Consider the following 23,303-nt stretch of genomic DNA (forward strand, 5'->3'; position numbering starts at 1 on the left):
AAATTTATGATCGTTTTTGATTGACATTGTCGTTTTGAATGCGCGATACCTGCCTGCATTGGGAGGCGGGCTGGTTTGAAAGTCTGCAGATAAACGACATGGGAGGATATTGCGATGGGCCAGACGGGTCTTCTCGAAAACCGCTGGGATGATGCCTATGCGGCAACACTCGATGAGCCGGGCAAGCTGCTCTATCGCTCCAATCTCCTGGGTGCAGACAAGCGCATCACCAATTATGGCGGCGGCAACACCTCTGCGAAGGTTCTGGAAACTGACCCGCTGACGGGCGAAAAGGTCCGCGTCATGTGGGTCAAGGGCTCCGGCGGCGATGTAGGCACCATCAAGCTGGATGGCTTTGCCACGCTCTATCTCGACAAGCTGGAAGCCTTGAAAAGCATTTATAAGGGCGTGGAAGACGAAGACCGCATGGTTGGTTTCCTGCCCCATTGCACCTTCAATCTCAACCCGCGCGCCGCCTCCATCGATACGCCGCTGCACGGTTTCGTGCCGTTTGCCCACGTCGATCACATGCACCCGGATGCAATCATCGCCATTGCCGCTTCGAAAAACTCCAAAGAGCTGACGCAGCGGATTTTCGGGTCCGATATCGGCTGGCTGCCATGGCGCCGCCCCGGCTTCCAGCTGGGTCTCGACCTCGAAGCTTTCGTCAAGGCCAACCCCGCCGCCAAGGGCGTGGTTCTGGAAAGCCATGGCCTGTTTACCTGGGATAATGATGCCAAGGCCTGCTACGAACTGACGCTGAAGATCATCAACAAGGCCATCACCTGGTTTGCCAAGGAGACGGAAGGTAAGACTATTTTCGGTGGTGCGGTTGCCAAAAGCCTTTCACCAGAACAGCGCCGAGACATCGCAGCCCGCCTGATGCCGGAAATTCGTGGCCGGATCGGTCGTGATGAGCGCAAGCTCGGTCATTTCGACGATCAGGATGCCGTGCTGGAATTCGTCAATTCCAAGGATTTGAAGCCGCTGGGTGCGCTCGGCACATCCTGCCCGGACCATTTCCTGCGCACCAAGATCCGCCCGTTGATCCTCGATCTCGATACGGCAAATCCCGATGTGGATGCGCTGCTTGGCGGTCTTGATCAGGCGCTTGCCGATTATCGCGCCGATTACGTCAGATATTACGAGACCTGCAAGCACGACAACTCGCCTGGGATTCGGGATCCCAACCCGGTGATCTTCCTCATTCCCGGCGTCGGTCTGCTGTCCTTCGCCAAGGATAAGGCGACCGCGCGCATTGCCGGTGAGTTTTACGTCAACGCCATCAATGTGATGCGTGGCGCTTCCACGGTTTCGGACTATCACGGCCTGCCGGAGCAGGAAGCCTTCGATATCGAATATTGGCTGCTGGAAGAGGCGAAGCTTCAGCGTATGCCAAAGCCGAAGAGCCTGGCTGGCCGCGTCGCCTTCATCACTGGCGGAGCCGGTGGCATCGGTCGTGCGACGGCGCAACGTCTGGCAAATGAAGGTGCCTGCGTGGTGCTGGCCGATATTGACGAAGGCGCTTTGGAAGCAACCAAGTCGGATTTCGAGAGGCGTTTCAGCCCGGATGCCGTGCGCACCGTCAAGCTTGATGTGACGAAAGAAGACGCGGTGCTGTTAGCCTTTACCCAGGCCAGCGTTGAATTCGGCGGCATCGATATTCTCGTCTCCAATGCCGGCATTGCCTCGTCTGCGCCTGTCGAAGACACCACACTTGCCATGTGGAACAAGAACATCGACATTCTGGCAACCGGCTATTTCCTCGTTTCACGAGAAGCCTTCCGGCTGTTCCGTCGCCAGAAGCTCGGCGGCAACGTGGTCTTCGTAGCATCGAAGAACGGTCTGGCTTCTTCGCCAAACGCTTCCGCCTATTGCACGGCAAAGGCTGCCGAAATCCATCTGGCGCGTTGCCTTGCGCTCGAAGGTGCAGACGCGGGCATCCGTGTCAACACGGTCAATCCTGACGCGGTTCTGCGCGGTTCAAAGATCTGGAATGGTGAGTGGCGGGAGCAGCGGGCTGCCTCCTCGAAGATCGAAGTCACCGATCTCGAAGAGCATTATCGCAATCGCTCCATGCTGAAGCTGAATGTATTCCCGGAGGATATAGCGGAAGCGATCTACTTCCTGACATCGGATGCATCGGCCAAATCAACCGGCAACATCATCAATGTCGATGCGGGCAATGCGCAAAGTTTCACCCGCTAAGTGCGGGTGAAAACAGGCTTACTTGCGTAGGATAACCCAGATGGCGTGGATGATGCCGGGAATATAACCGCACAGCGTCAGCAGGATGTTGAGCCAGAAGTGCAGGCCAAGGCCAACCTGAAGGAACACGCCGACCGGCGGCAGGAAAATGGCAAGAATAATACGAATTACGTCCACGATTGAATATCCCGTCTGTTTGTTGCTGCCCCCATAACGTGGGAAACGCCGGATTGGTTTCAAATGCGAGGACGCGGACCGGGAGGAACACATGGTTGAACTGAAGATTGCCGCCGATATTGTCGGGCGCGAGAACGAAAAGCGCCAGTCGGCCCAAGGGTCAGACTATGATGCGCTGGGCGAACATCTGGCGCGGCGCAATATCGATATCGAAGCTATTACCGAGCAGGTGTCGAAATTCTCCGTGGCTGTCCCGTCCTGGGGTGTGGGCACCGGCGGCACGCGCTTTGCCCGCTTTCCCGGAAAGGGCGAGCCGCGCGGCATCTTCGACAAGCTGGATGATTGCGCCGTTATCAACCAGCTGACAGCAGCAACGCCAAACGTCTCGCTGCATATTCCCTGGGACAAACAGGACCCGAAGGCGCTGAGAGCCCATGCCGATGCGCTGGGTCTCGGCTTTGATGCGATGAACTCCAACACGTTTTCGGATGCGGAGGGACAGCAACATTCCTACAAATACGGCTCGCTCAGCCATGCCGATTCGGCAACGCGGCAGCAGGCTGTCGATCACAACATCGAATGTATCGAAATCGGCAATGCTCTCGGCTCCAAGGCGCTGACGGTGTGGGTTGGCGATGGCTCCAACTTCCCCGGCCAGAGCAATTTTACCAGAAGCTTCGAGCGGTATCTCTCCGCCATGGCCGATATCTACAAAGCGCTGCCGGATGACTGGCGCATCTTTTCCGAACACAAGATGTATGAGCCCGCCTTCTATTCGACCGTGGTGCAGGATTGGGGCACGAACTACCTCATCGCCAATACGCTGGGCGACAAGGCCTTCTGCCTCGTGGATCTCGGCCACCATGCGCCCAACACCAACATCGAAATGATCGTCGCCCGCCTGATCCAGTTCGGCAAGCTCGGCGGCTTCCATTTCAATGACAGCAAATATGGCGATGACGATCTGGATGCAGGCTCCATCGATCCCTACCGCCTGTTTTTGGTCTTCAACGAGCTTGTCGATGCCGACCACCGCGGCGTCAAGGGCTTCCACCCGGCCCACATGATCGACCAGTCGCACAATGTAACCGACCCCATCGAAAGCCTCATCTCCAGCGCCAACGAAATCCGCCGCGCCTATGCGCAGGCGCTTCTGGTGGACCGGGTGGCACTCGATGGATACCAGCAGGAAAATGATGCGCTGATGGCATCCGACACCCTAAAACGCGCTTACCGCACAGATGTTGAGCCTATTCTGGCCGAAGCGCGGAAGAGATCAAACGGTGCCATCGACCCCGTCGCCACCTACCGCGCCAGCGGCTACCGTGCCAAGGTGGCAGCCGAACGCCCGGCATCGAAGGGCGGCAGCGGCGGCATCATCTAACTCCATTCGCGCGCACCGAAAACCTTAACAAACGAAGGCACGCAACAGCGTGCCTTCACGCTTTCATAACCAAATATGTCCGCCGTTAAAAAAACGTGTTTTTCGCCCCATCATCTTCACATTCACGGTTATGTTAGCGAGGCATGAAGAAGCCAATAGACAAATCCGGCCTGATTTTCGTAGCAATGCTGTGCGTGCTCGTGGGCATCGTGCTGAGCATCGCCTTCCTCAACGGCGACAGGCAGCTTTCACCACAAAGTCAGGACGGGACGTTGATCCCGAGGACGACGGCTCAACCGCAGCAGTGATGCTTGCGGCTTTCGTCATGCGTATTTTCGTTCGCAAAGATGATACGGCTCCACTAGAGATTCCGCCGGGATGCCCCACTCCTTATGCAGCCTATGGATCATATCCACGGTAAGAGCGCGTTTCCTGTTCAGGACTTCTGAGGCGCGCGAGCGTGAACCGAAAAGCGCGGCAAGATCACCTTGAGTCCGACCAGTCATCTCCATATGCGTTTTGATCAATTCCACCGGCTCAGGCGCGTCGATGTGATAATGCTTGTTCTCAAAAGCTTCGATGAGCGTAGCTAGCACATCGAACCTGTCGGCATCAGGCGTTCCGAGATCAGGCGGATTGTCAAAATAAGGGCTGATCTCCGCAATGGCCCAGGCAAGATCAGCATCGGTTTTGATGGCGCGAATATTGTCCATTACACTGTCTCCGGGTCTATCTGGTCGTAGTCTTTATGGGTGCCGACAAAGTTGATCAAAACGCGTTTGTAAGCATATGCGACATGGACAATCAGGCGATATTTGTTGCCCGAAATGTCGAAAATGATGCGGTTATCCGAAACGAAATCCACCGTTGAACCAAACGCTGTCTTGACGTCTGAAGGTCCGCTCCACTCTGCCTTGCTGACAATCGCATACCACGTCTTCAATGCTGTTTCGGCCTGAGCATGGCGCTCCCAAAACAGCTTCAGTGTAGACTTTGCGATGATCTGCATGAAGCAGACTATACGGCATTCCCAATTTGGGAACAACGGGAAATTACCAAATTGGCGACTTTAAGTAGGCGCGGCTTAATGCTGAGCTTTCACAGCAAGCATATCAATAAAAAGGTGTAAAATGAGATTGAGTGCCGTTACAAAAACTGGTGCCGCTTGCAGGACTCGAACCTGCGACCCCATCATTACGAATGATGTGCTCTACCACCTGAGCTAAAGCGGCTTGCCAAGCGCCGAATATGTCTCGGCTCGGCGTATGGCGGGCTGATACAGGCATTGGGGATGGATTTCAAGCCTTGAATACGGGTTCGACTAAAAATCCCGTATCGCCAACCCTCGCAAGCTCCATCACGCCAGAATGCGGGCCTTGGCGGCGTCGTATTCCCGGGCGAGCCGTTCGACCACGGCGGCAACGGGCTGCACGGCTTTCACCGCGCCTACGCCCTGACCTGCGCCCCAGATGTCTTTCCAGGCTTTCGCGCCACTGGTGGCTGCTCCGAAATCCATTTTGGAAGGGTCTGCTTCCGGCAGGTTATCTGGGTCCAGACCGGCTGCGATGATCGATGCTTTCATGTAGTTGCCGTGAATGCCGGTGAAATAGTTGGAGTAGACGATGTCGTTGGCTTGGGCGTCCACAATGGCTTGCTTGTAGGCATCGGTCGCGCGCGCTTCCGTCGTGGCGATAAAGGGGGAGCCGATATAAGCCATGTCGGCACCCATGGCTTGGGCTGCGAGAATAGCGCCACCATTGGCGATGGCGCCTGCCAGAAGCAGGGGGCCGTCGAACCATTCGCGGATTTCCTGAACCAGCGCGAAGGGGGAAAGCGTGCCCGCATGACCGCCCGCACCCGTCGCCACCGCAATCAGCCCGTCCGCACCCTTGCGGATGGCGGAATTGGCGTGGCGGTTGTTGATGACGTCATGCAGCACGATGCCGCCATAGGAATGGATCGCGGCATTCACTTCCGGCACAGCCCCCAGCGAGGAGATGACGATCGGCACCTTGTATTTCACGCAGAGACCCAGATCATGCTCCAGCCGCTTGTTGGAGGTGTGGACGATCTGGTTGACGGCAAAGGGCGCTGCCGGTGTCTCAGGGTTTGCAGCATTATAGCTCGCCAAATCCTCGGTCATCATCGCCAGCCATTCGTCCAGCTGGCTTTCAGGGCGCGCATTCAGCGCCGGAAACGCCCCCACGATACCTGCCTTGCATTGCGCGAGCGTCAGCTCCGGGTGGGAAATGATGAACAGCGGAGAGGCGACCACCGGCAGTCTCAGATTGTCTTTCAATACGGATGGCAGCATGGTTCCTCCCACAGGCTTACGTTTACGCGCACGTAAGATGTAACGAAGGCTATCCGATATGAAAAGCAGAAAATTGCGTGCTGGTTTCGGTTGGAACCTTTGAAGAAGCGCAGGCCAAGCGATAGTGCTCATAGCCTTAACTTGAACGTCTAGACGTTGCGTGAGGCGTGTTTTCCCCAAGCCATTCCGATAATTGCGAAACACGTCCCTTGCGGTTGGGCAAACGAGAGGTTACCGAATCGTAAACGAAGGCGGCGCGCCTTGTTGCTTGAGTGACAGCGTGGATAATGCAGCGCCTCTTCGACGAAAAGCAAAGGACCGACAGTGAGCGGACTGGAAACGGCAATCAGAAATGCCCTTGAAAAATCGGACCGATCGAGTGCCGAGGTGCGGGCGCGTATTTACCAGTCCTCGCGTCAGGCGCTGGAAGCGGGCTTGCGCAAACAGGGCATAGACGATCCCGAAACCGTGGCGCAGCAGCGTCAACGGCTGGAGGCGCTGGTTCACGCCATTGAAAGCGAAGAGCGCAACCGTCTTTTGAGCGTCGTCGAAGACCATGTGCGCCGGGAAGCGGCACGGGCACCAGCTCCGCCGCCCATACAGACTGTCACGCCAACGGTCTCTGCACAGAACCGCGAAGACTACGACCAAGAAGACGTGCTGCCGGTGGACGCCGAAATCCGCAGTGAGCGCGACGATAGCGAGCCCGCCTCCAATGATATTGGCGATATCAGAGCAGAGCGCGGCGTGGTCGCACCGGATGCGCGGTCAAACCCGCGCACAGATGCGGCATCATCGCTAGCCTTCACACCGGAACGTGCTGCCAAGGCGCGCCGCAAGAAGGGGCTTGTCGCACGGCTGTTCATCTATTTTACCTTGCTTGCCTTTATCGGCTTGGGCGCTTGGTGGGTCTATAGTTCAGGCCTGCTTTTGTCACCGAGCGAACGCGACACCGGCGTGCCGAACCCGCCTCCTGAGGTGCAGTCGGAAGATTTCAATGGCGCAGAAGCCACGCCGCAGCCAAGTGTCGAGGCCGGTCGCGGCTTTTCCGATGCCTGGGAAGATGTCTTCAACGCTGAGCGCGGCACGAACGGCATCCAGGCGGCGTCGCTCTCGGTGGTAGAGCCCATCACCACGCCAGCCGGAAAGGCCGTGCGCCTGACATCGCGGGTCGGCGAAGTGGATGGCAATGTCAGCATCACCGTGCCTGCGGAGGTGCTGAAGGAAATGGCGGGCAAGTCCTCCACCATTTCGATTACACTGCAATCCTCCAGCGACCGGCAGACACAGCTCTCCGTCAGCTGTGATTTCGGCAGCCTCGGTGATTGCTCCCGTCATCGTTTCACCGCAACGCCGGAGCGGGCGGATATGCTGATCAACGTCGCATTCGACCGCACGCTCGCGCCCAATAGCCCGGGCCGCATCATCATCAACAGCGATATCGATGGCAATGGACTGCCGGTCAATCTCTACTCGGTCCGTATTCTGCCGGGCGAGTGATATGCTGCCCCACTCCCCGCATCGACAGGGAGTGAGGGCTTGATATCATGATTTCAGAAAATCAGGGCCAAATCCGAGAATTTTCTCGTCGATATCGCCGATGACACTCTTGTCTTTACCCTCGTAATCCAGCGTTTTTAGAATGTGACGGATAAGGTTGATGCGGGCGCGGCGCTTGTCGTTGGCGCGGATCACAGTCCACGGCGCGTCATCGATGTGGGTCTTTTCCAGCATCAAATCCCGCATGGCGGTGTAATCGTCCCACTTGGTCAGCGCTGCGATGTCCATATCGGACAGTTTCCAGGCCTTCAGCGGGCTGTGCCGCCGGTCGTGAAAACGCGCGATCTGGGTTTCGCGACCGATATCCAGCCAGAACTTGAACAGATAGGTGCCCTCGTGCTCCACCATCTTTTCCAGACGCGGCGTTTCCTTGAGAAAGCGCTTGTGTTCGTCAGGAGTGCAGAAACCCATGACCGGTTCCACGCCCGCGCGGTTGTACCATGAACGGTCGAACATGACGATTTCGCCAGCGGTCGGAAAATGCGAGATGTAGCGCTGGAAATACCATTGCCCACGCTCCGTCTCAGTTGGTTTGGACAGAGCAACCACGCGTGCGGCGCGAGGGTTGAGGTATTCCTTGACGACCGAGATAGCACCGCCTTTGCCCGCCGCATCACGGCCTTCGAAGACGGAAAGCACGCGACTGCCCGTGGCCTGTAGCCAGTATTGCACCTTCACCAACTCGATCTGCAACGCTTCCAGCGTCTTGTCATAGTCGTCTCGGTTCATCTTCTTGTCATAGGGAAAGCCGCCCGCAGACAGCTTCTTTTCTTCCACCCAGTCCGGCAAAACCGGGTCGTCTATGTTGAAGATGCGGGTCTTCCCACCGATTTGAAGTTCGACCGAACGGTCCTTGGCGTTTTCGCTCATCATCGCTCCCTGTGTGGCGGGTTCATCGTGCGGTTCGTCTGCATCAACTCACAGTCTGTGCCGAAGTTCAATATAGTGCGTTTCGCGGCGCGTGCCGGAAGATCAAGCTGTGGGAAAAGACACAGTGATGAATCTCTGTCATGAAAGAGCGATAAAAGGGTCGATACGCTGATTTCGGCGGCAGAGGAAAGCAGATGGCAATGGCGGTGATGGAAAGCGGCAGCACGCTGGCAAGATATTGGCATGGACTTCGCCGCAGCTGGCTGCCCATTTCCGTCGTCACCCTTCTGGCACTCGTCACACTTTCTGAACTGCGCACGCCCTATGTACCGCTGGTGCTGTGGGTCGGCGCGGTGCTGGCCATTCTTGCCGTCAACTCCGGCAAGGTCGCCAAGGTCACGAAACGTGCGGCAGAGACGGTTGTAGACGAGGAGCAGGCGGTCAGCGAAAGCCTGATTGCCGGGGTGCGCTCCGGGCTCGCGGTTCTCGACACGCCCGTCTTCATTCTGGATCGCAACGCCAGCGTCCTGTTTGAAAACAGCGCCGCAGACCGGGCTTTCGGCACCCTGCCAGTCGGTTCGCATATATCGGGGCGTTTGCGGTCTCCGGGCCTGCTGGATGTTATCAGGGAAACCATCGCGACCGGTCAGCCCAATCAGGTCGAACATTCCGAACGGCTTCCGTCGGAGCGGGTCTTCATCGTCCGCATCGCGCCTGCCGCGACCCAGGAGCAGGCTGGAGCGCCGATCTATATTCTGTCTTTCCGCGATGTTTCGGAACTGCGCCGGATCGATCGCATGCGCAGCGATTTCGTGGCGAATGCGAGCCATGAGCTGCGCACGCCGCTGGCATCCTTGCGCGGCTTTATCGAAACCATGCAGGGCCCGGCCCGCGATGATCCCAAGGCGCGGGAGCGGTTTTTAGGCATCATGCTGGATCAGGCCACCCGCATGAGCCGCCTCGTGGATGATCTTATGTCCCTGTCGCGGCTGGAATTGCGCGCCAATATCGCCCCGGATCAACGCGTGGATCTCGTGCCGCTCCTCGGCCACGTGCGGGACTCGCTGCTGCCGCTGGCCGAAGATCTCGAGATCGGCATCAATTTGCACATCCCCGAGGGCAAGGTGGAAGTGACCGGTGACCGGGACGAACTGGTGCAGGTGTTCCAGAACCTCGTCGAAAATGCCTGCAAATATGGTCAGGACGGCAAGGTGGTGGATGTCTTCTTGCGCGCCGACGCTGGAAAGCCCGTCGAAGTCAGCGTCGTGGACAAGGGGCCGGGCATTCCGGCAGAGCACGTGCCGCGTCTCACAGAGCGGTTTTACCGGGTCAGTGTCGCAGACAGCCGCTCCAAAAAAGGCACCGGTTTAGGCCTTGCCATCGTCAAGCACATCCTCACCAGACACCGGGCTCGCCTCATCATTCGCTCGGAACTGGAGGTCGGCACGGACTTCACCGTTAGATTTTGACACATAATGCTTTGCTCGTGCATTGCGGATAAAAATAGATATTGAAAATCATATACTTGACCTGTCACAAATCTTTCACCCAAATGACATAAAAGGGTGTGGCAAGACTGGTTAAGAAGAGGCCGCCGGGGCAGCCCAGATTGGGCAAGAGGGTAAAGTTACTGCCGGCAGCGTCTATAAAAGCCCAATGCGGGCCCCATACGGGAGAGTTACATGAATATCGTAAAATTGTCCGCCGCCGCCTTGGTGGCCTCCGTTGCCTTTGCGGGTGCCGCATCTGCTCGTGACCAGATCCAGGTTGCCGGCTCGTCCACGGTTCTGCCTTACGCAAAGATCGTTGCTGAAACTTTTGCTGAAACTTTCCCTGACTTCAAGGCTCCAGTCGTTGAGTCCGGCGGCACAGGCGGCGGCTTGAAGGCATTCTGCTCCGGCGTTGGTGAAGGCACCATCGACGTTGCAAACGCCTCGCGCCCAATCAAGGCCGACGAACTTGCAGCCTGTAAGGCAGCAGGCGTGACCGACGTTCAGGAAGTCAAGATCGGTTACGACGGCATCGTCTTCGCCATGGACAAGTCCAACAAGGACGTGAAGCTCGAGCCAAAGGACCTCTACCTCGGTCTCGCTGCTGAAGTCGTCAAGGACGGCAAGCTGGTTGCCAACCCTTACAAGAAGTGGTCGGAAATCAACAAGGAACTGCCTGACGTCGCCATCGCTGCCTACATCCCAGGCTCCAAGCACGGTACACGCGAAGTCTTCGAAGAGAAGATCATGGCTGACGGCTGCAAGGAAGCTGGTGCGACCGACGCGATCAAGGGTCTCGTTGCCGACGCCAAGCAGGCTGCTGCAAAGTGCGTTGCTGTTCGTAAAGACGGCGCTGCTGTCGACATCGACGGCGACTACACAGAGACGCTCGCTCGCATCGACGCCAACAAGACCGGTCTCGGCGTATTCGGCCTCGCATTCTACGAAAACAACAAGGACAAGCTGAAGGTTGCAACCGTCAGCGGCGTTGTTCCAACGACTGAATCCGTTGCAAGCGGCAAGTACCCTGTGTCTCGCCCGCTGTTCTTCTACGTCAAGAAGGCACATGTCGGCGTTATTCCTGGTCTGAAGGAATATGTCGAGTTCTTCACCTCCGACGAGATGATCGGCCCTGACTCGCCGCTGTCCAACTACGGTCTGGTTGCGGCGCCTGAAGCCGAGCGCAAGGAAATCCGCGCTCAGTTCGAAGCTGGCAAGATCATGTAATAGGTCTGGAAGGCGCGGCGACATCGTCGCGCCTTCCGTCCATCTATCTGTTGGCAAGGCGCTGTGTGGGTTGACAGTTCCTATTTATCGCATGATCAAGCGGCCGATACATATGATGTATCAACCCGGAATGCCTGAGCCAAAATAGGGAAGACGGCACTGTCGCGAAGCCATCGAGCTGAAAGAAGTTCGGTGCGGTTTTTCGATGATCCGATGTGCAAGTAACAAAGCTGCCTGATACCGCATCCCTTTCTGGTGCGCCGAGGAAAGTCTCATGAACACATCCATTCTTTTGCTGATATTGGCGCTGATCGGCATAACCAGCTATGTGCTGGGTTCACGCCGCGCTGTCGCCCTGGCGGGCGGTCGTCCGTCCTCCATGCATTCCCGTGCCGGTTATCATGGTTCCTATGTTCTCATATGGGCCGTCCTGCCTGCCGCATTCATTTTAGCACTCTGGCTCATCATCAGCCCCATGATCGTCACTGCAGCCGTCCGGGGCGAGTTTCCCGAAGACATCAAGGCGCGGTCCGAGGCGCAGCAGAGCCTCAGCTACGGCATGGTCGGTTCCATCGCCCGCGGCCTTCAACGGCTGACGGCAGATGAAACTGCCCAGGCAAAGGCCGATCCGGCCAAATTGCGTCCGCTGCTCGGCTCCAAGGGTGTCGCCATTGCTGGCGATCCCGAAGCCTACATGGTCGAAGCGGCTGAAACGCTCAATACCATGACGACGGCCAGCCGCCTTGGCATGGTCATCATCGTGCTGGGCACGGCCTTCGCTGGCGCCTTCTACGCCATGCGCGGCATCGCACCTCGGTTCCGGGCGCGCAACAATGTCGAGAAGGTCATTCTCGCAGCCCTGCTGCTGGCCTCTTCCATCGCCATCCTCACCACCATCGGCATCGTATTGTCGATGCTGACGGAAGCCATCCAGTTCTTCAACATGGTCCCGGCTCAGGAGTTCTTCTTCGGAACGGTCTGGGACCCGCGGTTTGCCGCAGCGGGCTCGACGGACAGTGCCGGTCAGTTCGGTCTCATTCCACTTTTGGCGGGCACGCTTTACATCGGCTTCGTCGCCATGCTGGTTGCCGTTCCCGTCGGTCTGTTCTCGGCCATCTACATGGCGGAATATGCCAGCCCTCGCTTCCGCTCGGTCGCAAAGCCGCTGCTGGAAGTTCTGGCCGGTATCCCCACCATCGTTTACGGCTTCTTCGCGCTGACAACGGTCGGTCCCTTCCTGCGGGACATCTCCTCGCAGATCAATGGCCTGACGACTGGCGATTACACTAACTTCATTCAGGCGCAGAGTGTCATCACCGCCGGTTTCGTCATGGGTATCATGTTGATCCCTTACGTCTCCTCGCTGTCCGATGACATCATCACAGCCGTTCCTCGCACGCTGCGCGATGGTTCGCTGGGTCTGGGTGCAACACGCTCCGAGACGGTCAAGAAGGTCATCCTGCCTGCCGCTCTTCCCGGCATCGTCGGCGCCATTCTGATGACTGCTTCGCGCGCCATCGGTGAAACGATGATCGTGGTTCTGGCCGCCGGTGTTGCCGCACGCCTTCAGATCGATCCGTTCGAGCCGATGACGACGGTCACCGTCAAGATCGTCAGCCAGTTGACGGGCGACCTTGAATTCACGTCGCCGCAGACACTGGTTGCCTTTGCGCTTGGCATCACCCTGTTTGCCATCACGCTTTGCCTCAATATCTACGCGCTCTATATCGTGCGCAAATACCGGGAGCAGTACGAATGACCGAGGTCGTTACTCCGGGCGTCATCGCCCCCGCCGCAACGAAGAAGGTCCGTCGCGATATCGGCATCAAGCGCCGTTACGCCTCAGAGCGCCGCTTTCGGACCTATGGTCTGGCGGCCATCTCCTTCGGCCTGCTGTTTCTGTTCCTGCTTCTCTGGTCCGTCGTCGGCAAAGGCTACACGGCGTTCCAGCAGACCATGATCACCGTTCCGGTCGAGTTCTCGCAGCAGATCATCGATCCCGACAATGTCCGTGCCCAGAACCCCGGCAAGCTGATGACCGCGAACTATCCCGTGGTTGCCCGCAATGCGGTGGCAAAGGCACTCGGCGTGTCCTTGGATGATCGTGATGCCCTGAAGGCCGTGAATGCGATGATCTCCGACAGCATCCGAGGACAGCTTCGCGATCTGGTGGTGGCCGATCCTAGCGTCATCGGTACCACGCGCACCGTTGCCCTTCTGGCATCCGGCGATCTCGACAGCGTGGTCAAAGGTCAGGTCGATGTTTCCGTCAACGAACAGAACCGTCGCATCTCCGACCAGCAGCTCGGCTGGGTCAAGCAACTGACCGATGCGGGGCAACTGGCCAAGGAGTTCAACACCGGCATCTTCTTCAACGGCGCATCCAGCCGTCCAGAGGCCGCAGGTGTCGGCGTGGCGCTGATCGGCTCCTTCTATATGATGCTGATCGTTCTGGTGCTGTCCCTGCCCATCGGTGTCGCCGCTTCCATCTATCTGGAAGAATTCGCACCGAAGAACCGCCTGACGGACCTGATCGAGGTCAACATCAACAACCTCGCAGCCGTTCCGTCGATCGTCTACGGTCTGCTCGGCCTGTCGGTCTTCATCAACTTCATGGGCTTCCCGCGCTCGGCCTCGCTGGTCGGTGGTCTGGTCCTGACGCTGATGACGCTGCCGACCATCATCATCGCCACACGTGCGGCGCTGAAAGCCGTACCGCCATCCATCCGTGCTGCGGCCCTTGGGCTTGGCGCATCGAAAATGCAGACGATTTTCCACCACGTGCTGCCACTGGCCATGCCGGGAATTCTCACCGGCACCATCATCGGTCTGGCGCATGCCCTAGGCGAAACCGCACCGCTGCTGCTCATCGGCATGGTCGCCTTCGTCGCAAATTACCCGACAACGCCGATGGACCCGTCCACGGCACTGCCGGTACAGATCTACATGTGGGCGAACGAAGCAGAACGTGCCTTTGTCGAGAGAACATCAGGCGCTATCATCATTCTGCTCATGTTCCTCGTCGTCATGAATGTTGGAGCAATCCTGTTGCGCCGCCGCTTCGAGCGTCGCTGGTAAGCATTTCCTGAAAAACCGGTCTCCGGTTTTTCCTCTGGACGTGCGATGTAACGGAAACCGGGAGCTTGAGGCTATGAATATGTTGTCGGAAGCAGCAGTTGAAAAGGCGCTGGACAAGAAAATGAATGAAGTAACATACAAGATGATCGGCAAGGACGTTTCGGTCTATTACAGCGAGAAGCGTGCCCTCTACGATGTGAACCTCAATGTTCGCGAAAACACCGTGACGGCGCTCATCGGCCCGTCCGGCTGTGGCAAATCGACATTCCTGCGCACACTGAACCGCATGAATGACACGATCGATGGCTGCCGCGTTGCGGGTAAGATCACGCTCGACGAAGAAGACATCTACGATCAGACCATCGACGTGGTTGAACTGCGTGCCCGTGTCGGCATGGTGTTCCAGAAGCCCAACCCGTTCCCCAAGACGATCTACGAAAACATCGCCTACGGCCCGCGCATCCATGGTCTTGCCCGCAACAAGGCGGATATGGACCAGATCGTCGAGTCCAGCCTTCAGAAGGCCGGTCTGTGGAACGAAGCCAAGGATCGTCTGCACGAATCCGGCACCGGCCTGTCCGGCGGTCAGCAGCAGCGTCTGTGCATCGCCCGCGCCATTGCCGTTTCGCCCGAAGTCATTCTCATGGACGAGCCCTGCTCGGCGCTGGACCCGATCGCAACTGCTAAGGTCGAGGAGCTGATCCACGAACTGCGCGCCAATTACACCATCGTCATCGTCACCCACTCCATGCAGCAGGCTGCCCGTGTTTCGCAACGCACGGCCATGTTCCATCTGGGTCACCTGGTGGAAGAGAACGATACGGACAAGATGTTCACCAACCCGGATGACCAGCGCACGCAGGACTACATCATGGGTCGCTTCGGCTGATTGGCCGTAGGTTTAATCATTCGCGCCAAACGCTGGAGCCCTACCGGGCTTGCGAAAAAGCGCATCGAAACTGGAGAGTTCGAACATGCCGACACATTCGCATATCATGTCCGCCTACGATGAAGAGCTGAAGTTCCTGACCCGCCGTATCGCCGAAATGGGCGGTCTGGCAGAGCAGATGTGTGCCGATGCGGTGCGCGCGCTGGTCAACTCCGACGCGGCTCTAGCCCAGAAGGTCATCTCGGACGATACGATCCTCGATCACGCCGAGCGCGAGATTGGCGATAAGGCTATCGTTACCATTGCAAAGCGTCAGCCCATGGCGGCGGACCTTCGCGAGATCATCGGTTCGCTGCGCATCGCAGCCGATCTGGAGCGCGTGGGCGATCTGGGCAAGAACACCGCCAAACGTGTCATCGCGGTTGCCGGTACGGGTGTTCCGCGCAAGTTGGCGCGCGGTCTGGAGCATCTCTCCGAACTGGCTCTGGTGCAGCTCAAGGAAGTGCTCGACGTCTACTCCACCCGTTCCGCGGAAAAGGCGCAGGCCATCCGTGAGCGTGACGAGGAAATCGACGCCATGTACACGTCGCTGTTCCGCGAACTTTTGACCTACATGATGGAAGATCCGCGCAACATCACGACCTGCACGCACCTTCTGTTCTGCGCCAAGAACATAGAGCGCGTGGGTGACCACGCCACCAATATCGCCGAGACCATCTACTATATGGCAACCGGCAGCCAGCCGGAAGGCGAGCGTCCCAAGGACGACAGTTCCAACACGCTCGGTGCGATCACCGAGTAAGCCTCGTCGCATCGGCCCGATCCGTTCGGTCGGGCCGGATGCGTAAACCCACATGCCAATGCGTCCTTGCGGGCGCATGGCGTTCTCCCAAGATGGGCGGAGTCCTGAGCTATGGTGCCGAAAATCGCAGTTGTCGAAGACGAGGAAGCCCTCAGCGTTCTTCTTCGATACAATCTGGAATCTGAAGGTTACGACGTGGACACCATTCCGCGTGGCGACGAGGCGGAAATCCGTCTGCAGGAGCGAACCCCGGATCTTCTGATCCTCGATTGGATGCTTCCAGGCGTTTCCGGCATCGAGCTGTGCCGCCGCCTGCGCATGCGCCCGGAAACGGAGCGACTGCCGATCATCATGCTGACGGCCCGTGGCGAAGAGAGCGAGCGCGTACGCGGCCTGGCAACCGGCGCCGACGATTACGTAGTCAAGCCGTTCTCGACACCGGAACTGATGGCACGAGTCAAGGCCATGTTGCGCCGCGCCCGCCCGGAAGTTCTGTCATCGCTGTTGAAATGCGGCGATATCGAGCTGGACCGCGAAACCCATCGCGTCCATCGCAAGACGCGCGAAGTGCGTCTGGGGCCGACCGAATTCCGCCTGCTGGAGTTCCTAATGGTATCGCCGGGTCGAGTCTTCTCGCGCTCACAGCTTCTCGACGGTGTCTGGGGCCACGATATCTACGTGGATGAACGCACCGTGGACGTCCACGTAGGCCGTCTGCGCAAGGCGCTCAACTTCTCCAACATGCAGGATGTCATCCGCACCGTACGCGGCGCTGGCTACTCCATGGAAGCCTGAGAGCTTCAATACGCTCTGCGATGACGCCAATTGAGGCGTCATCAGCTGCGCCGAAATGGACGGCGTTCTCTATGAAATTGCAGAAAGCCAAGCCAAACCAAAGCCTGATGCATATCCCCGGCCATATATTTTCTACCTCTTTGACGGCTCCGAATGACGCTTATGGAGGGTGATTGTCCGGCGTGCAAGAGGCGAGGGCGGTCTGGTATTTGTTCAGCGAAATCAGTTATATCGGAGATATTGATCGTCGATTTGAATGAACAGTGAATAGGATTCCAAGTCGAATTTCAAATGACTGTCGCTGACGCCAAGAACAGGAATTTTGAAAATTAAGTTTGACTAGCTCGCCATAAACCTCTATCAATACGTCATCGATCTTTTGCTTGCTGAGCTTTGGTTACCGCGCGATTAGCACCGCGCTTTGAACTAACACTTCCTTTCAAAAAAATCGCTATATTCGCACACAGGGCACCTGTCCTGTGATCTGTAACTTATGCTTTGAAAGGGTTCATTATGACCACAGGCACAGTAAAATGGTTTAACTCCACCAAGGGCTTCGGCTTCATTCAGCCAGACAACGGCGGCGCTGATGCATTCGTGCACATCTCTGCTGTAGAGCGTGCAGGCATGCGCGAAATCGTAGAAGGCCAGAAGCTGAGCTACGATCTTGAGCGGGACAACAAGTCCGGCAAGATGTCTGCCTGCAATCTTCAGGCTGCTTAATACGGAATCTACTTTCCTTTGACCACGGATGTACTGGCACTGTTGAAAGTATGAGACCAACCGAGGTCAGGCAACGTTGCCTGGCCTTTTTTTGTGCCGCATGTCGGCCAGTCCCTTTAGGCGTCCATAAGCGTGTCGCACGAAATGTGCAGCAGTTTTGCGATAATGATATGCTTGAATGGACGCGAGGCGCTCTGAGCCAACCACTTCACATCCCGTTTAGGTCGATGTGACAGAAAGGGAATTCCATGACAGAAACGTATAGCAAGTCTCGCCAGCAGGCGGAGATCGCTTTCGGTGCGGCGCAATCCCAGTTTTTCGCCAAGGGCCATGCGGTTGACGAACTCAACTCGATCGCTCAAGCTCGTGATGAAAAGACGCTTCGGCTGCGTGAAGCGCGTCTTGCCAAGGAATTGCAGGACAGCACCACGCCTAAACCCACCCCTTCAAAGCGTGTCAAGAAATCCTGAGCCCGATCAGGCTGACACTTTCACTGGAGTAGAGATTTGAAAAATACTAAAAACGTGAAGAACAACGATCTTTCTGACCGTCGCAGCGCCGCTGCCGACGCGAAGGCAGCCCTTCTTCAGGCCTATCGTGCCGCCAAGGAAGCTGCCGAACCTTTGCGCGAAGCCAAGCAGGCCGAACGTATTGCCGCAGCAGAAGCCCGTGAGGCACGCCGTGCAGAGCGCGAGCAGCTGAAGCTGGAAGAGAAGAAGCAGGCCGAAGCTGAAAAGCTTCAACGCGAAGCTGAAATCGAAGCCGCAGCCAATGCTGAAGCCGAAGAGCGTAAGCTCGCCGAGAAAAGCCGCGTTGCCCGCGTGATCGAAGACGAAGCAGCCCGTAAGGCCGCGCGTGACCTTCGCTACGCCAACCGCAAGGCCCGCCAAGGCTGATACTGATAGCGCCACGGGTCCTTCGGGACGTACCAAGGGCGCTGTGAGTTTACATCGACATTGTGCAGTCTGAAAATCGATTTCGGTTTTCAGACCGATGCTTTGAAGTGCTGCGCGTCCAGCAGGGATGCGCCGCTTCGATCTTGATCAAAGTGATCACGGCTGCGAAAGCCGTTGCAATTTTCGCCCCCAATCCCGCAGTTCCCACCGTTTGCAACGTCCGAGCATCCCTCGGACGATCACAATGCTGAGTTTTCGCGACGCTGTCGCCGACGAGCGAGGCGGCGCCTTCCCGACATTAAAACCGTAAGACGGACATCAACCGTGATGGTCTATCGGCCAGCGAATGTATGATCTAAAACGAAAAAAGCGGGCCCTTTGACCCGCTTTTCGTCGTCAATGTCTGGAAGCAATCAGGCGCGGCGGCGTTCGCTCACCGGCTGGTACGCCATCTTTGCGTGGAACTTGCAGTAAGGAGAGGATTCCGACGCGTCGCAGCCGCAAAAATGGAAGTCATCCTTCAGCGGATCGCCAACCGGCCACTTGCAGGTGCGTTCCGTCAGTTCCGTCAGCGTCAGGCGAAGCGATGTCGGCAGCGTGGCGTTGCTGACCGGTACGTATTCGAGAACCTGCGCGGTATCCATGTCCATCTCGTCCTTCAGCGCGGTTGCGCCTGCGGTGCGGATGTTGGGACGGGAAGGGGCGACGCGTGCCTGAAAATTGGCGGCGCGTGGAGCAGCCGTTGCTGGCGCTGCCGGGCGCTTGGCGGCAGGACGTGTGGTTGCAACCGTGCCACCAGCCTTGGCGCGGCCAGGCAGGTTCAGACGGTGCACTTTGCCGATGACTGCGTTACGGCTGACACCGCCCAACTGGGCAGCGATCTGGCTGGCGCTCAGGCCTTCAGACCACAGTCGTTTCAGTCTCTCGACTCGTTCATCAGTCCAGTTCATGCCGTTTCTCCGCTGGTCGCGAAGGCAGAATCATTCTGCTATGCCGTGGAGCAAACCACGCGCAGAGTATCCGCCAGATTGTAGGTGACTAGGTCCGCCGCTTGCGATCTAGTAATTGAGAGTTAACCTAATCGTCGGCAGACTCCGTGACAAGAGTCGGGAGAATCATCTGGAATCGATTTTCCGGTTTTCCCCAACTTGCTGTGTCCAGTGAGTCAGAAAAGCAACACACTGAGGGCCATCGTGACGTCATCCCACCTCTTGGAAGTGCCGGGAAATGTGGACATTTGTTGACATCCTCGGGCGAAGTGACAATAGTGCGCTCGCAGTTACAGGGATACCCCAAGCCGCCGCGAGGCGGCATTTTTGATTTTCAGGCACGGTATAACCGATAAGCCCTATTGACAGCGCGTTTGCGCAGGGAGTGATGCAGCCATGGCCGACACTGTGCTCGAAACTGGGCCATTGTTCGATACGTTTTCCAGAGCCCCTTTGCGCTTCGAGCGAGGAGAGGGCGTGTGGCTCGTGACCGAGACCGGAGAGCGATATCTGGATTTCGGCGCAGGCGTCGCGGTCACCTCCGTCGGCCACAGCCATCCACACATGGTCGATGCGCTCAAGTCGCAGGCCGAGAAGGTCTGGCACCTGTCCAATCTCTATGAGGTTGCGGGTCAGGAAACGCTCGCCAGACGGCTGACCGATGCAACCTTTGCGGATAAAGCCTTTTTTACCAATTCCGGGGCCGAAGCCTTGGAATGTGCGATCAAGACCGCGCGCCGGTATCACTATACCCATGGCAATCCTGAGAAATTCCGCATCATCACGTTCGAAGGTGCATTTCACGGGCGCACGCTGGCAACCATCGCAGCCGGTGGCCAGCAGAAATATATCGAAGGCTTTGGGCCCAAGGTCGAAGGTTTCGATCAGGTGCCCTTCAATGATCTCGACGCGCTGAAGGCGGCCATCGTGCCGGAAACGGCAGCGTTGCTGATCGAGCCCATTCAGGGCGAGGGCGGTATTCGTCCCGTGGCGCCGGAGTTCCTGCGTGAGCTTCGCGCGCTGTGCGACGAGCACGGTCTGTTGTTGATCTATGATGAGGTTCAGACCGGCGTTGGCCGTACCGGCAAGTTCTTCGCTTATGAGTGGTCGGGCGTGGCACCGGATATCATGGCTGTGGCCAAGGGCATCGGCGGCGGCTTCCCATTCGGCGCATGCCTTGCAACGGCAGAGGCCGCATCCGGCATGACGGCTGGCGTTCACGGCACGACCTATGGCGGCAACCCGCTGGCCATGGCCTGCGGCAATGCCGTGCTGGATATCGTTCTGGCCGATGGTTTCCTCCAGCATGTGCGCGATGTCGCGCTGGTGTTCCGTCAGGGACTGGCCTCGCTAAAAGACCGTTTTCCAGACGTGATCGAGGAAATTCGCGGTGAGGGCCTGCTTTTGGGCGTCAAGGCGAAGGTTCCGTCATCCGATCTTCTCGCTGCCATTCGCGCCGAGCATCTCCTTGGCGTTCCCGCTGGCGATAACGTCATCCGTCTGCTGCCACCGCTCGTGGTCACGGCGGAAGAAGCGCGCGACGGTCTGGCACGGCTTGAAAAGGCTGCAGAAGCAGTCACCTCGAAACTGGCAAAGAGCGCCTGACGCCTGTTGCACAAAGGCGTGCAGCGGTTTCGGAACAACGACATGCACCAAGATAACGCATCCGGGCTGGCAAAGAGGTCGCCCGTAGTGATGGGACTATATTGAAATGGCATCAGCTAAGCATTTTCTAGACCTTTCGACCGTCGGCTCGGAAGACCTGCGGGTCATTATGGACGACGCCCGCGCCCGCAAGATCGCAACCAAGAACGGCACGGCGGAAAAGCCATTGGCTGGCAAGATGCTGGCGATGATCTTCGAAAAGCCCTCGACGCGCACCCGCGTTTCCTTCGATGTCGGCATGCGCCAGTTGGGCGGCGAAACGCTGTTTCTCTCCGGCACCGAAATGCAGCTCGGTCGCGCCGAAACCATTGGCGATACGGCCAAGGTGCTGTCGCGTTATGTGGATGCGATCATGATCCGCACGACCGACCACAAGCGCCTGCTGGAGCTGGCCGAACACGCTACCGTGCCCGTCATCAATGGCCTGACGGACGATACGCATCCGTGCCAGATCATGGCCGATATCCTGACCTTCGAAGAGCACCGTGGCCCGGTCAAGGGCAAGACGATCGCCTGGACGGGTGATGGCAACAACGTGCTGCATTCGCTGGTCGAGGGTTCTGCCCGCTTCGGTTACAAGATGAACATGGCCGTGCCCATGGGTTCCGAACCGCATGACCGTTTCCTGAACTGGGCGCGCAACAATGGCGGCGACATCATGCTGTGCCATGATGCGGAACGTGCCGTCGAAGGTGCGGACTGCGTTGTGACCGACACCTGGGTGTCCATGAACCAGGAACACAAGGCCCGTGGCCACAACATCTTCCAGCCCTATCAGGTCAATGCCGGTTTGATGGGCAAGGCGAACAAGGACGCGCTGTTCATGCATTGCCTGCCCGCCCACCGTGGCGAGGAAGTGACCGACGAGGTCATCGATGGCCCGCAGTCTGTGGTGTTCGACGAGGCAGAAAACCGTTTGCACGCACAAAAGGCCATCATTGCCTGGTGCATGGGCGTCATCTGATTTCAACATCTCGTCGCGCGTGCCGGGCTGCTTGAAATCCCGATCTGGCTTCCCATTTGTAGGCCAGGTCGATGCCGCCGGAGTGTTTGAAGGCGGCTTTTCATCAATTGTTCATCGCATACAGCCCCGGCAGCGGTTTCGCTTTCCGGGCGTCTGTGCAAGAACGAATATCATGTCCGTCGCGACGCCGGTTACGGCATAGCTGTGTCCCCATGCGGTTGCGCGCATGCAGACGGGCGTCAAGGAGTTGGAATATGGCAGACGTAACGGTAGAGCTGGACGAGCTTCAATTGGCTGGCGATGACAAGGTCGTTCCCTTTCAGGTCGAGGGGTTGGATGTGCGTGGCCGCGCCGTGCAGATCGGTCCTTTGTTGAACTCCATTCTGGAGCGGCATGATTACCCGCCGGTCGTTGCCTGCCTTCTGGCGGAGGCCGTGGTGCTGACGGCGCTCATCGGTACATCGCTGAAATTTTCCGGCAAGCTGACGCTCCAGACCAAGGGTGATGGCCCGGTCGATCTGTTGGTCGCCGATTTCACAGCGCCCGAAAACATGCGCGCCTATGCCCGTTTCGATGAGGAGCGTTTGCAGCAGGCCATCGCGTCTGGTGAAACCTCGCCGGAAGAGCTGCTGGGCAACGGCATCCTCGCCTTCACCATCGATCAGGGCGTCGGCATGCAGCCTTATCAGGGCATCGTGCCGCTGGATGGATCGTCGCTGGAAGACATTGCAGGCGTCTATTTCCGCCAGTCGGAACAGCTTCCGACCCGTGTGCGCCTGGGTGTTGCCGAACTCTTCGACCGTGACGAGGATGGCAAACCACGCCACGGCTGGCGCGCTGGCGGCATCATCGCCCAGTTCCTGCCGCAGGCCCCGGAGCGTCTGCGCCAGCAGGACCTTCACGGCGGTGATGGCGATGAGGGCGCAGTCGATTTGGCCTATGACGACGCCTGGAACGAGGCGGTGGCACTGATCGACACCGTGCATATGGACGAGTTGACGGACCCGCAGGTGCCTGCCGAAAAGCTGCTGTTCCGGCTGTTTCACGAGCAGGGCGTGCGCGTCTACGATCCGCAACTGATCGTGGACCGATGCAATTGCTCACGCGAAAAGATCAAGGGCGTCCTCACAGGCTTCACCGCCGAGGAAATCCGCGACAGCCAGGAAGACGGCGTCATCTCCGTCACTTGCGAGTTCTGCTCCACGACCTACCACTACCCGGTAGACGAAGTCGCGGCGATCAGTTGAGAAGAGAAGGGCGGGACCATGATCC

At 58.0% G+C, this 23,303-nt stretch carries 23 protein-coding genes and 1 tRNA gene; 17 read left to right on the forward strand and 7 right to left on the reverse strand.

From position 1 onward, the window contains the following. Nucleotides 1-114: 114 nt before the first annotated feature. Nucleotides 115-2,208 carry a bifunctional rhamnulose-1-phosphate aldolase/short-chain dehydrogenase gene (locus tag HRR99_RS01270; RefSeq protein ID WP_233122485.1) on the forward strand — a complete coding sequence of 698 codons (2,094 nt, stop codon included), beginning with the start codon at nucleotides 115-117 and terminating at the stop codon, nucleotides 2,206-2,208. Between the two features lie 18 nt (nucleotides 2,209-2,226). Here the strand turns inward: HRR99_RS01270 and HRR99_RS01275 are convergent, their stop codons facing one another. Continuing rightward, nucleotides 2,227-2,385, reverse strand: a complete 159-nt coding sequence (locus HRR99_RS01275; RefSeq protein ID WP_042618061.1) for a YqaE/Pmp3 family membrane protein — start codon at nucleotides 2,383-2,385, stop codon at nucleotides 2,227-2,229. Between the two features lie 91 nt (nucleotides 2,386-2,476). Between HRR99_RS01275 and rhaI the strand changes: the two genes are divergently transcribed. Further along, nucleotides 2,477-3,769, forward strand: a complete 1,293-nt coding sequence (gene rhaI / locus HRR99_RS01280; RefSeq protein WP_233122486.1) for an L-rhamnose catabolism isomerase — start codon at nucleotides 2,477-2,479, stop codon at nucleotides 3,767-3,769. Nucleotides 3,770-3,912: 143 nt separating this feature from the next. Further along, complete coding sequence (locus HRR99_RS01285) at nucleotides 3,913-4,077, forward strand: hypothetical protein (RefSeq protein ID WP_233122487.1); 165 nt, start codon at nucleotides 3,913-3,915, stop codon at nucleotides 4,075-4,077. A 15-nt stretch (nucleotides 4,078-4,092) separates the two neighbouring features. On the opposite strand, the gene HRR99_RS01290 is transcribed toward HRR99_RS01285, so the two are convergent. The 4 genes from HRR99_RS01290 to HRR99_RS01305 form a co-directional block, all read right to left on the reverse strand. Continuing rightward, nucleotides 4,093-4,482: a helix-turn-helix domain-containing protein gene (locus HRR99_RS01290; RefSeq protein WP_233122488.1), complete on the reverse strand. Its 390-nt coding sequence runs from the start codon at nucleotides 4,480-4,482 to the stop codon at nucleotides 4,093-4,095. Next, nucleotides 4,482-4,778, reverse strand: coding sequence for a type II toxin-antitoxin system HigB family toxin (locus HRR99_RS01295; protein WP_233122489.1), 297 nt, complete (start codon nucleotides 4,776-4,778; stop codon nucleotides 4,482-4,484). Before HRR99_RS01295 ends, HRR99_RS01290 begins: the two co-directional genes overlap by 1 nt. A gap of 147 nt (nucleotides 4,779-4,925) precedes the next feature. Next, nucleotides 4,926-5,001 (reverse strand) — tRNA-Thr (locus HRR99_RS01300). Nucleotides 5,002-5,126: 125 nt separating this feature from the next. Continuing rightward, nucleotides 5,127-6,083: an NAD(P)H-dependent flavin oxidoreductase gene (locus HRR99_RS01305; RefSeq protein WP_233122490.1), complete on the reverse strand. Its 957-nt coding sequence runs from the start codon at nucleotides 6,081-6,083 to the stop codon at nucleotides 5,127-5,129. A gap of 324 nt (nucleotides 6,084-6,407) precedes the next feature. Here HRR99_RS01305 and HRR99_RS01310 point away from each other — a divergent pair, with 324 nt between their 5' ends. Further along, nucleotides 6,408-7,583 (forward strand): hypothetical protein, encoded by a 1,176-nt coding sequence (locus HRR99_RS01310; protein WP_233122491.1) that lies wholly within the window; start codon nucleotides 6,408-6,410, stop codon nucleotides 7,581-7,583. A gap of 45 nt (nucleotides 7,584-7,628) precedes the next feature. Here HRR99_RS01310 and ppk2 read toward each other — a convergent pair whose 3' ends face one another. After that, nucleotides 7,629-8,513 (reverse strand): polyphosphate kinase 2, encoded by an 885-nt coding sequence (gene ppk2 / locus HRR99_RS01315; protein WP_233122492.1) that lies wholly within the window; start codon nucleotides 8,511-8,513, stop codon nucleotides 7,629-7,631. 194 nt (nucleotides 8,514-8,707) lie between these two features. Between ppk2 and phoR the strand changes: the two genes are divergently transcribed. The 10 genes from phoR to HRR99_RS01365 all read left to right on the forward strand — a co-directional run bounded on the left by phoR (nucleotide 8,708) and on the right by HRR99_RS01365 (nucleotide 18,413). Beyond that, on the forward strand, nucleotides 8,708-9,982 hold the full coding sequence (gene phoR / locus HRR99_RS01320; protein ID WP_422387281.1) for a phosphate regulon sensor histidine kinase PhoR: 1,275 nt from the start codon (nucleotides 8,708-8,710) through the stop codon (nucleotides 9,980-9,982). 213 nt (nucleotides 9,983-10,195) lie between these two features. Beyond that, entirely contained in the window at nucleotides 10,196-11,230 is a 1,035-nt protein-coding gene (locus tag HRR99_RS01325) for a substrate-binding domain-containing protein (protein ID WP_111839925.1), read from the forward strand. 274 nt (nucleotides 11,231-11,504) lie between these two features. Continuing rightward, the gene (gene pstC / locus HRR99_RS01330; RefSeq protein ID WP_233122493.1) at nucleotides 11,505-12,989 is read left to right on the forward strand and encodes a phosphate ABC transporter permease subunit PstC; all 1,485 of its coding nucleotides are present in this window, start codon (nucleotides 11,505-11,507) and stop codon (nucleotides 12,987-12,989) included. Further along, entirely contained in the window at nucleotides 12,986-14,308 is a 1,323-nt protein-coding gene (pstA, locus tag HRR99_RS01335; protein ID WP_111839923.1) for a phosphate ABC transporter permease PstA, read from the forward strand. Before pstC ends, pstA begins: the two co-directional genes overlap by 4 nt. 73 nt (nucleotides 14,309-14,381) lie before the next feature. Further along, the gene (gene pstB, locus HRR99_RS01340) at nucleotides 14,382-15,197 is read left to right on the forward strand and encodes a phosphate ABC transporter ATP-binding protein PstB (protein WP_111839922.1); all 816 of its coding nucleotides are present in this window, start codon (nucleotides 14,382-14,384) and stop codon (nucleotides 15,195-15,197) included. An 85-nt stretch (nucleotides 15,198-15,282) separates the two neighbouring features. Then, nucleotides 15,283-15,999 (forward strand): phosphate signaling complex protein PhoU, encoded by a 717-nt coding sequence (gene phoU / locus HRR99_RS01345; protein ID WP_111839921.1) that lies wholly within the window; start codon nucleotides 15,283-15,285, stop codon nucleotides 15,997-15,999. 111 nt (nucleotides 16,000-16,110) lie between these two features. Next, nucleotides 16,111-16,794, forward strand: coding sequence for a phosphate regulon transcriptional regulator PhoB (gene phoB / locus HRR99_RS01350; protein ID WP_111839920.1), 684 nt, complete (start codon nucleotides 16,111-16,113; stop codon nucleotides 16,792-16,794). Nucleotides 16,795-17,307: 513 nt separating this feature from the next. Further along, nucleotides 17,308-17,517 carry a cold-shock protein gene (locus HRR99_RS01355; protein WP_042617912.1) on the forward strand — a complete coding sequence of 70 codons (210 nt, stop codon included), beginning with the start codon at nucleotides 17,308-17,310 and terminating at the stop codon, nucleotides 17,515-17,517. Nucleotides 17,518-17,765: 248 nt separating this feature from the next. Continuing rightward, a complete protein-coding gene (locus HRR99_RS01360; protein WP_111839919.1) occupies nucleotides 17,766-17,987 on the forward strand; it encodes a hypothetical protein in 222 nt (73 codons plus the stop codon). A gap of 36 nt (nucleotides 17,988-18,023) precedes the next feature. Next, a complete protein-coding gene (locus HRR99_RS01365; RefSeq protein WP_111839918.1) occupies nucleotides 18,024-18,413 on the forward strand; it encodes a DUF6481 family protein in 390 nt (129 codons plus the stop codon). Nucleotides 18,414-18,826: 413 nt separating this feature from the next. Here HRR99_RS01365 and HRR99_RS01370 read toward each other — a convergent pair whose 3' ends face one another. Beyond that, the gene (locus HRR99_RS01370) at nucleotides 18,827-19,363 is read right to left on the reverse strand and encodes a GcrA family cell cycle regulator (protein ID WP_112497696.1); all 537 of its coding nucleotides are present in this window, start codon (nucleotides 19,361-19,363) and stop codon (nucleotides 18,827-18,829) included. 435 nt (nucleotides 19,364-19,798) lie between these two features. Here HRR99_RS01370 and HRR99_RS01375 point away from each other — a divergent pair, with 435 nt between their 5' ends. The 3 genes from HRR99_RS01375 to HRR99_RS01385 all read left to right on the forward strand — a co-directional run bounded on the left by HRR99_RS01375 (nucleotide 19,799) and on the right by HRR99_RS01385 (nucleotide 23,278). Further along, nucleotides 19,799-21,007 carry an aspartate aminotransferase family protein gene (locus HRR99_RS01375; RefSeq protein ID WP_233122494.1) on the forward strand — a complete coding sequence of 403 codons (1,209 nt, stop codon included), beginning with the start codon at nucleotides 19,799-19,801 and terminating at the stop codon, nucleotides 21,005-21,007. Nucleotides 21,008-21,113: 106 nt separating this feature from the next. Beyond that, on the forward strand, nucleotides 21,114-22,031 hold the full coding sequence (gene argF / locus HRR99_RS01380) for an ornithine carbamoyltransferase (protein WP_233122495.1): 918 nt from the start codon (nucleotides 21,114-21,116) through the stop codon (nucleotides 22,029-22,031). A 254-nt stretch (nucleotides 22,032-22,285) separates the two neighbouring features. Next, nucleotides 22,286-23,278, forward strand: a complete 993-nt coding sequence (locus HRR99_RS01385) for an Hsp33 family molecular chaperone (protein ID WP_233122496.1) — start codon at nucleotides 22,286-22,288, stop codon at nucleotides 23,276-23,278. The last annotated feature ends 25 nt before the right edge of the window (nucleotides 23,279-23,303 follow it).

The organism is Agrobacterium vaccinii (assembly GCF_021310995.1).
In the GTDB taxonomy this organism is placed as follows: Bacteria; Pseudomonadota; Alphaproteobacteria; order Rhizobiales; family Rhizobiaceae; genus Agrobacterium; species Agrobacterium vaccinii.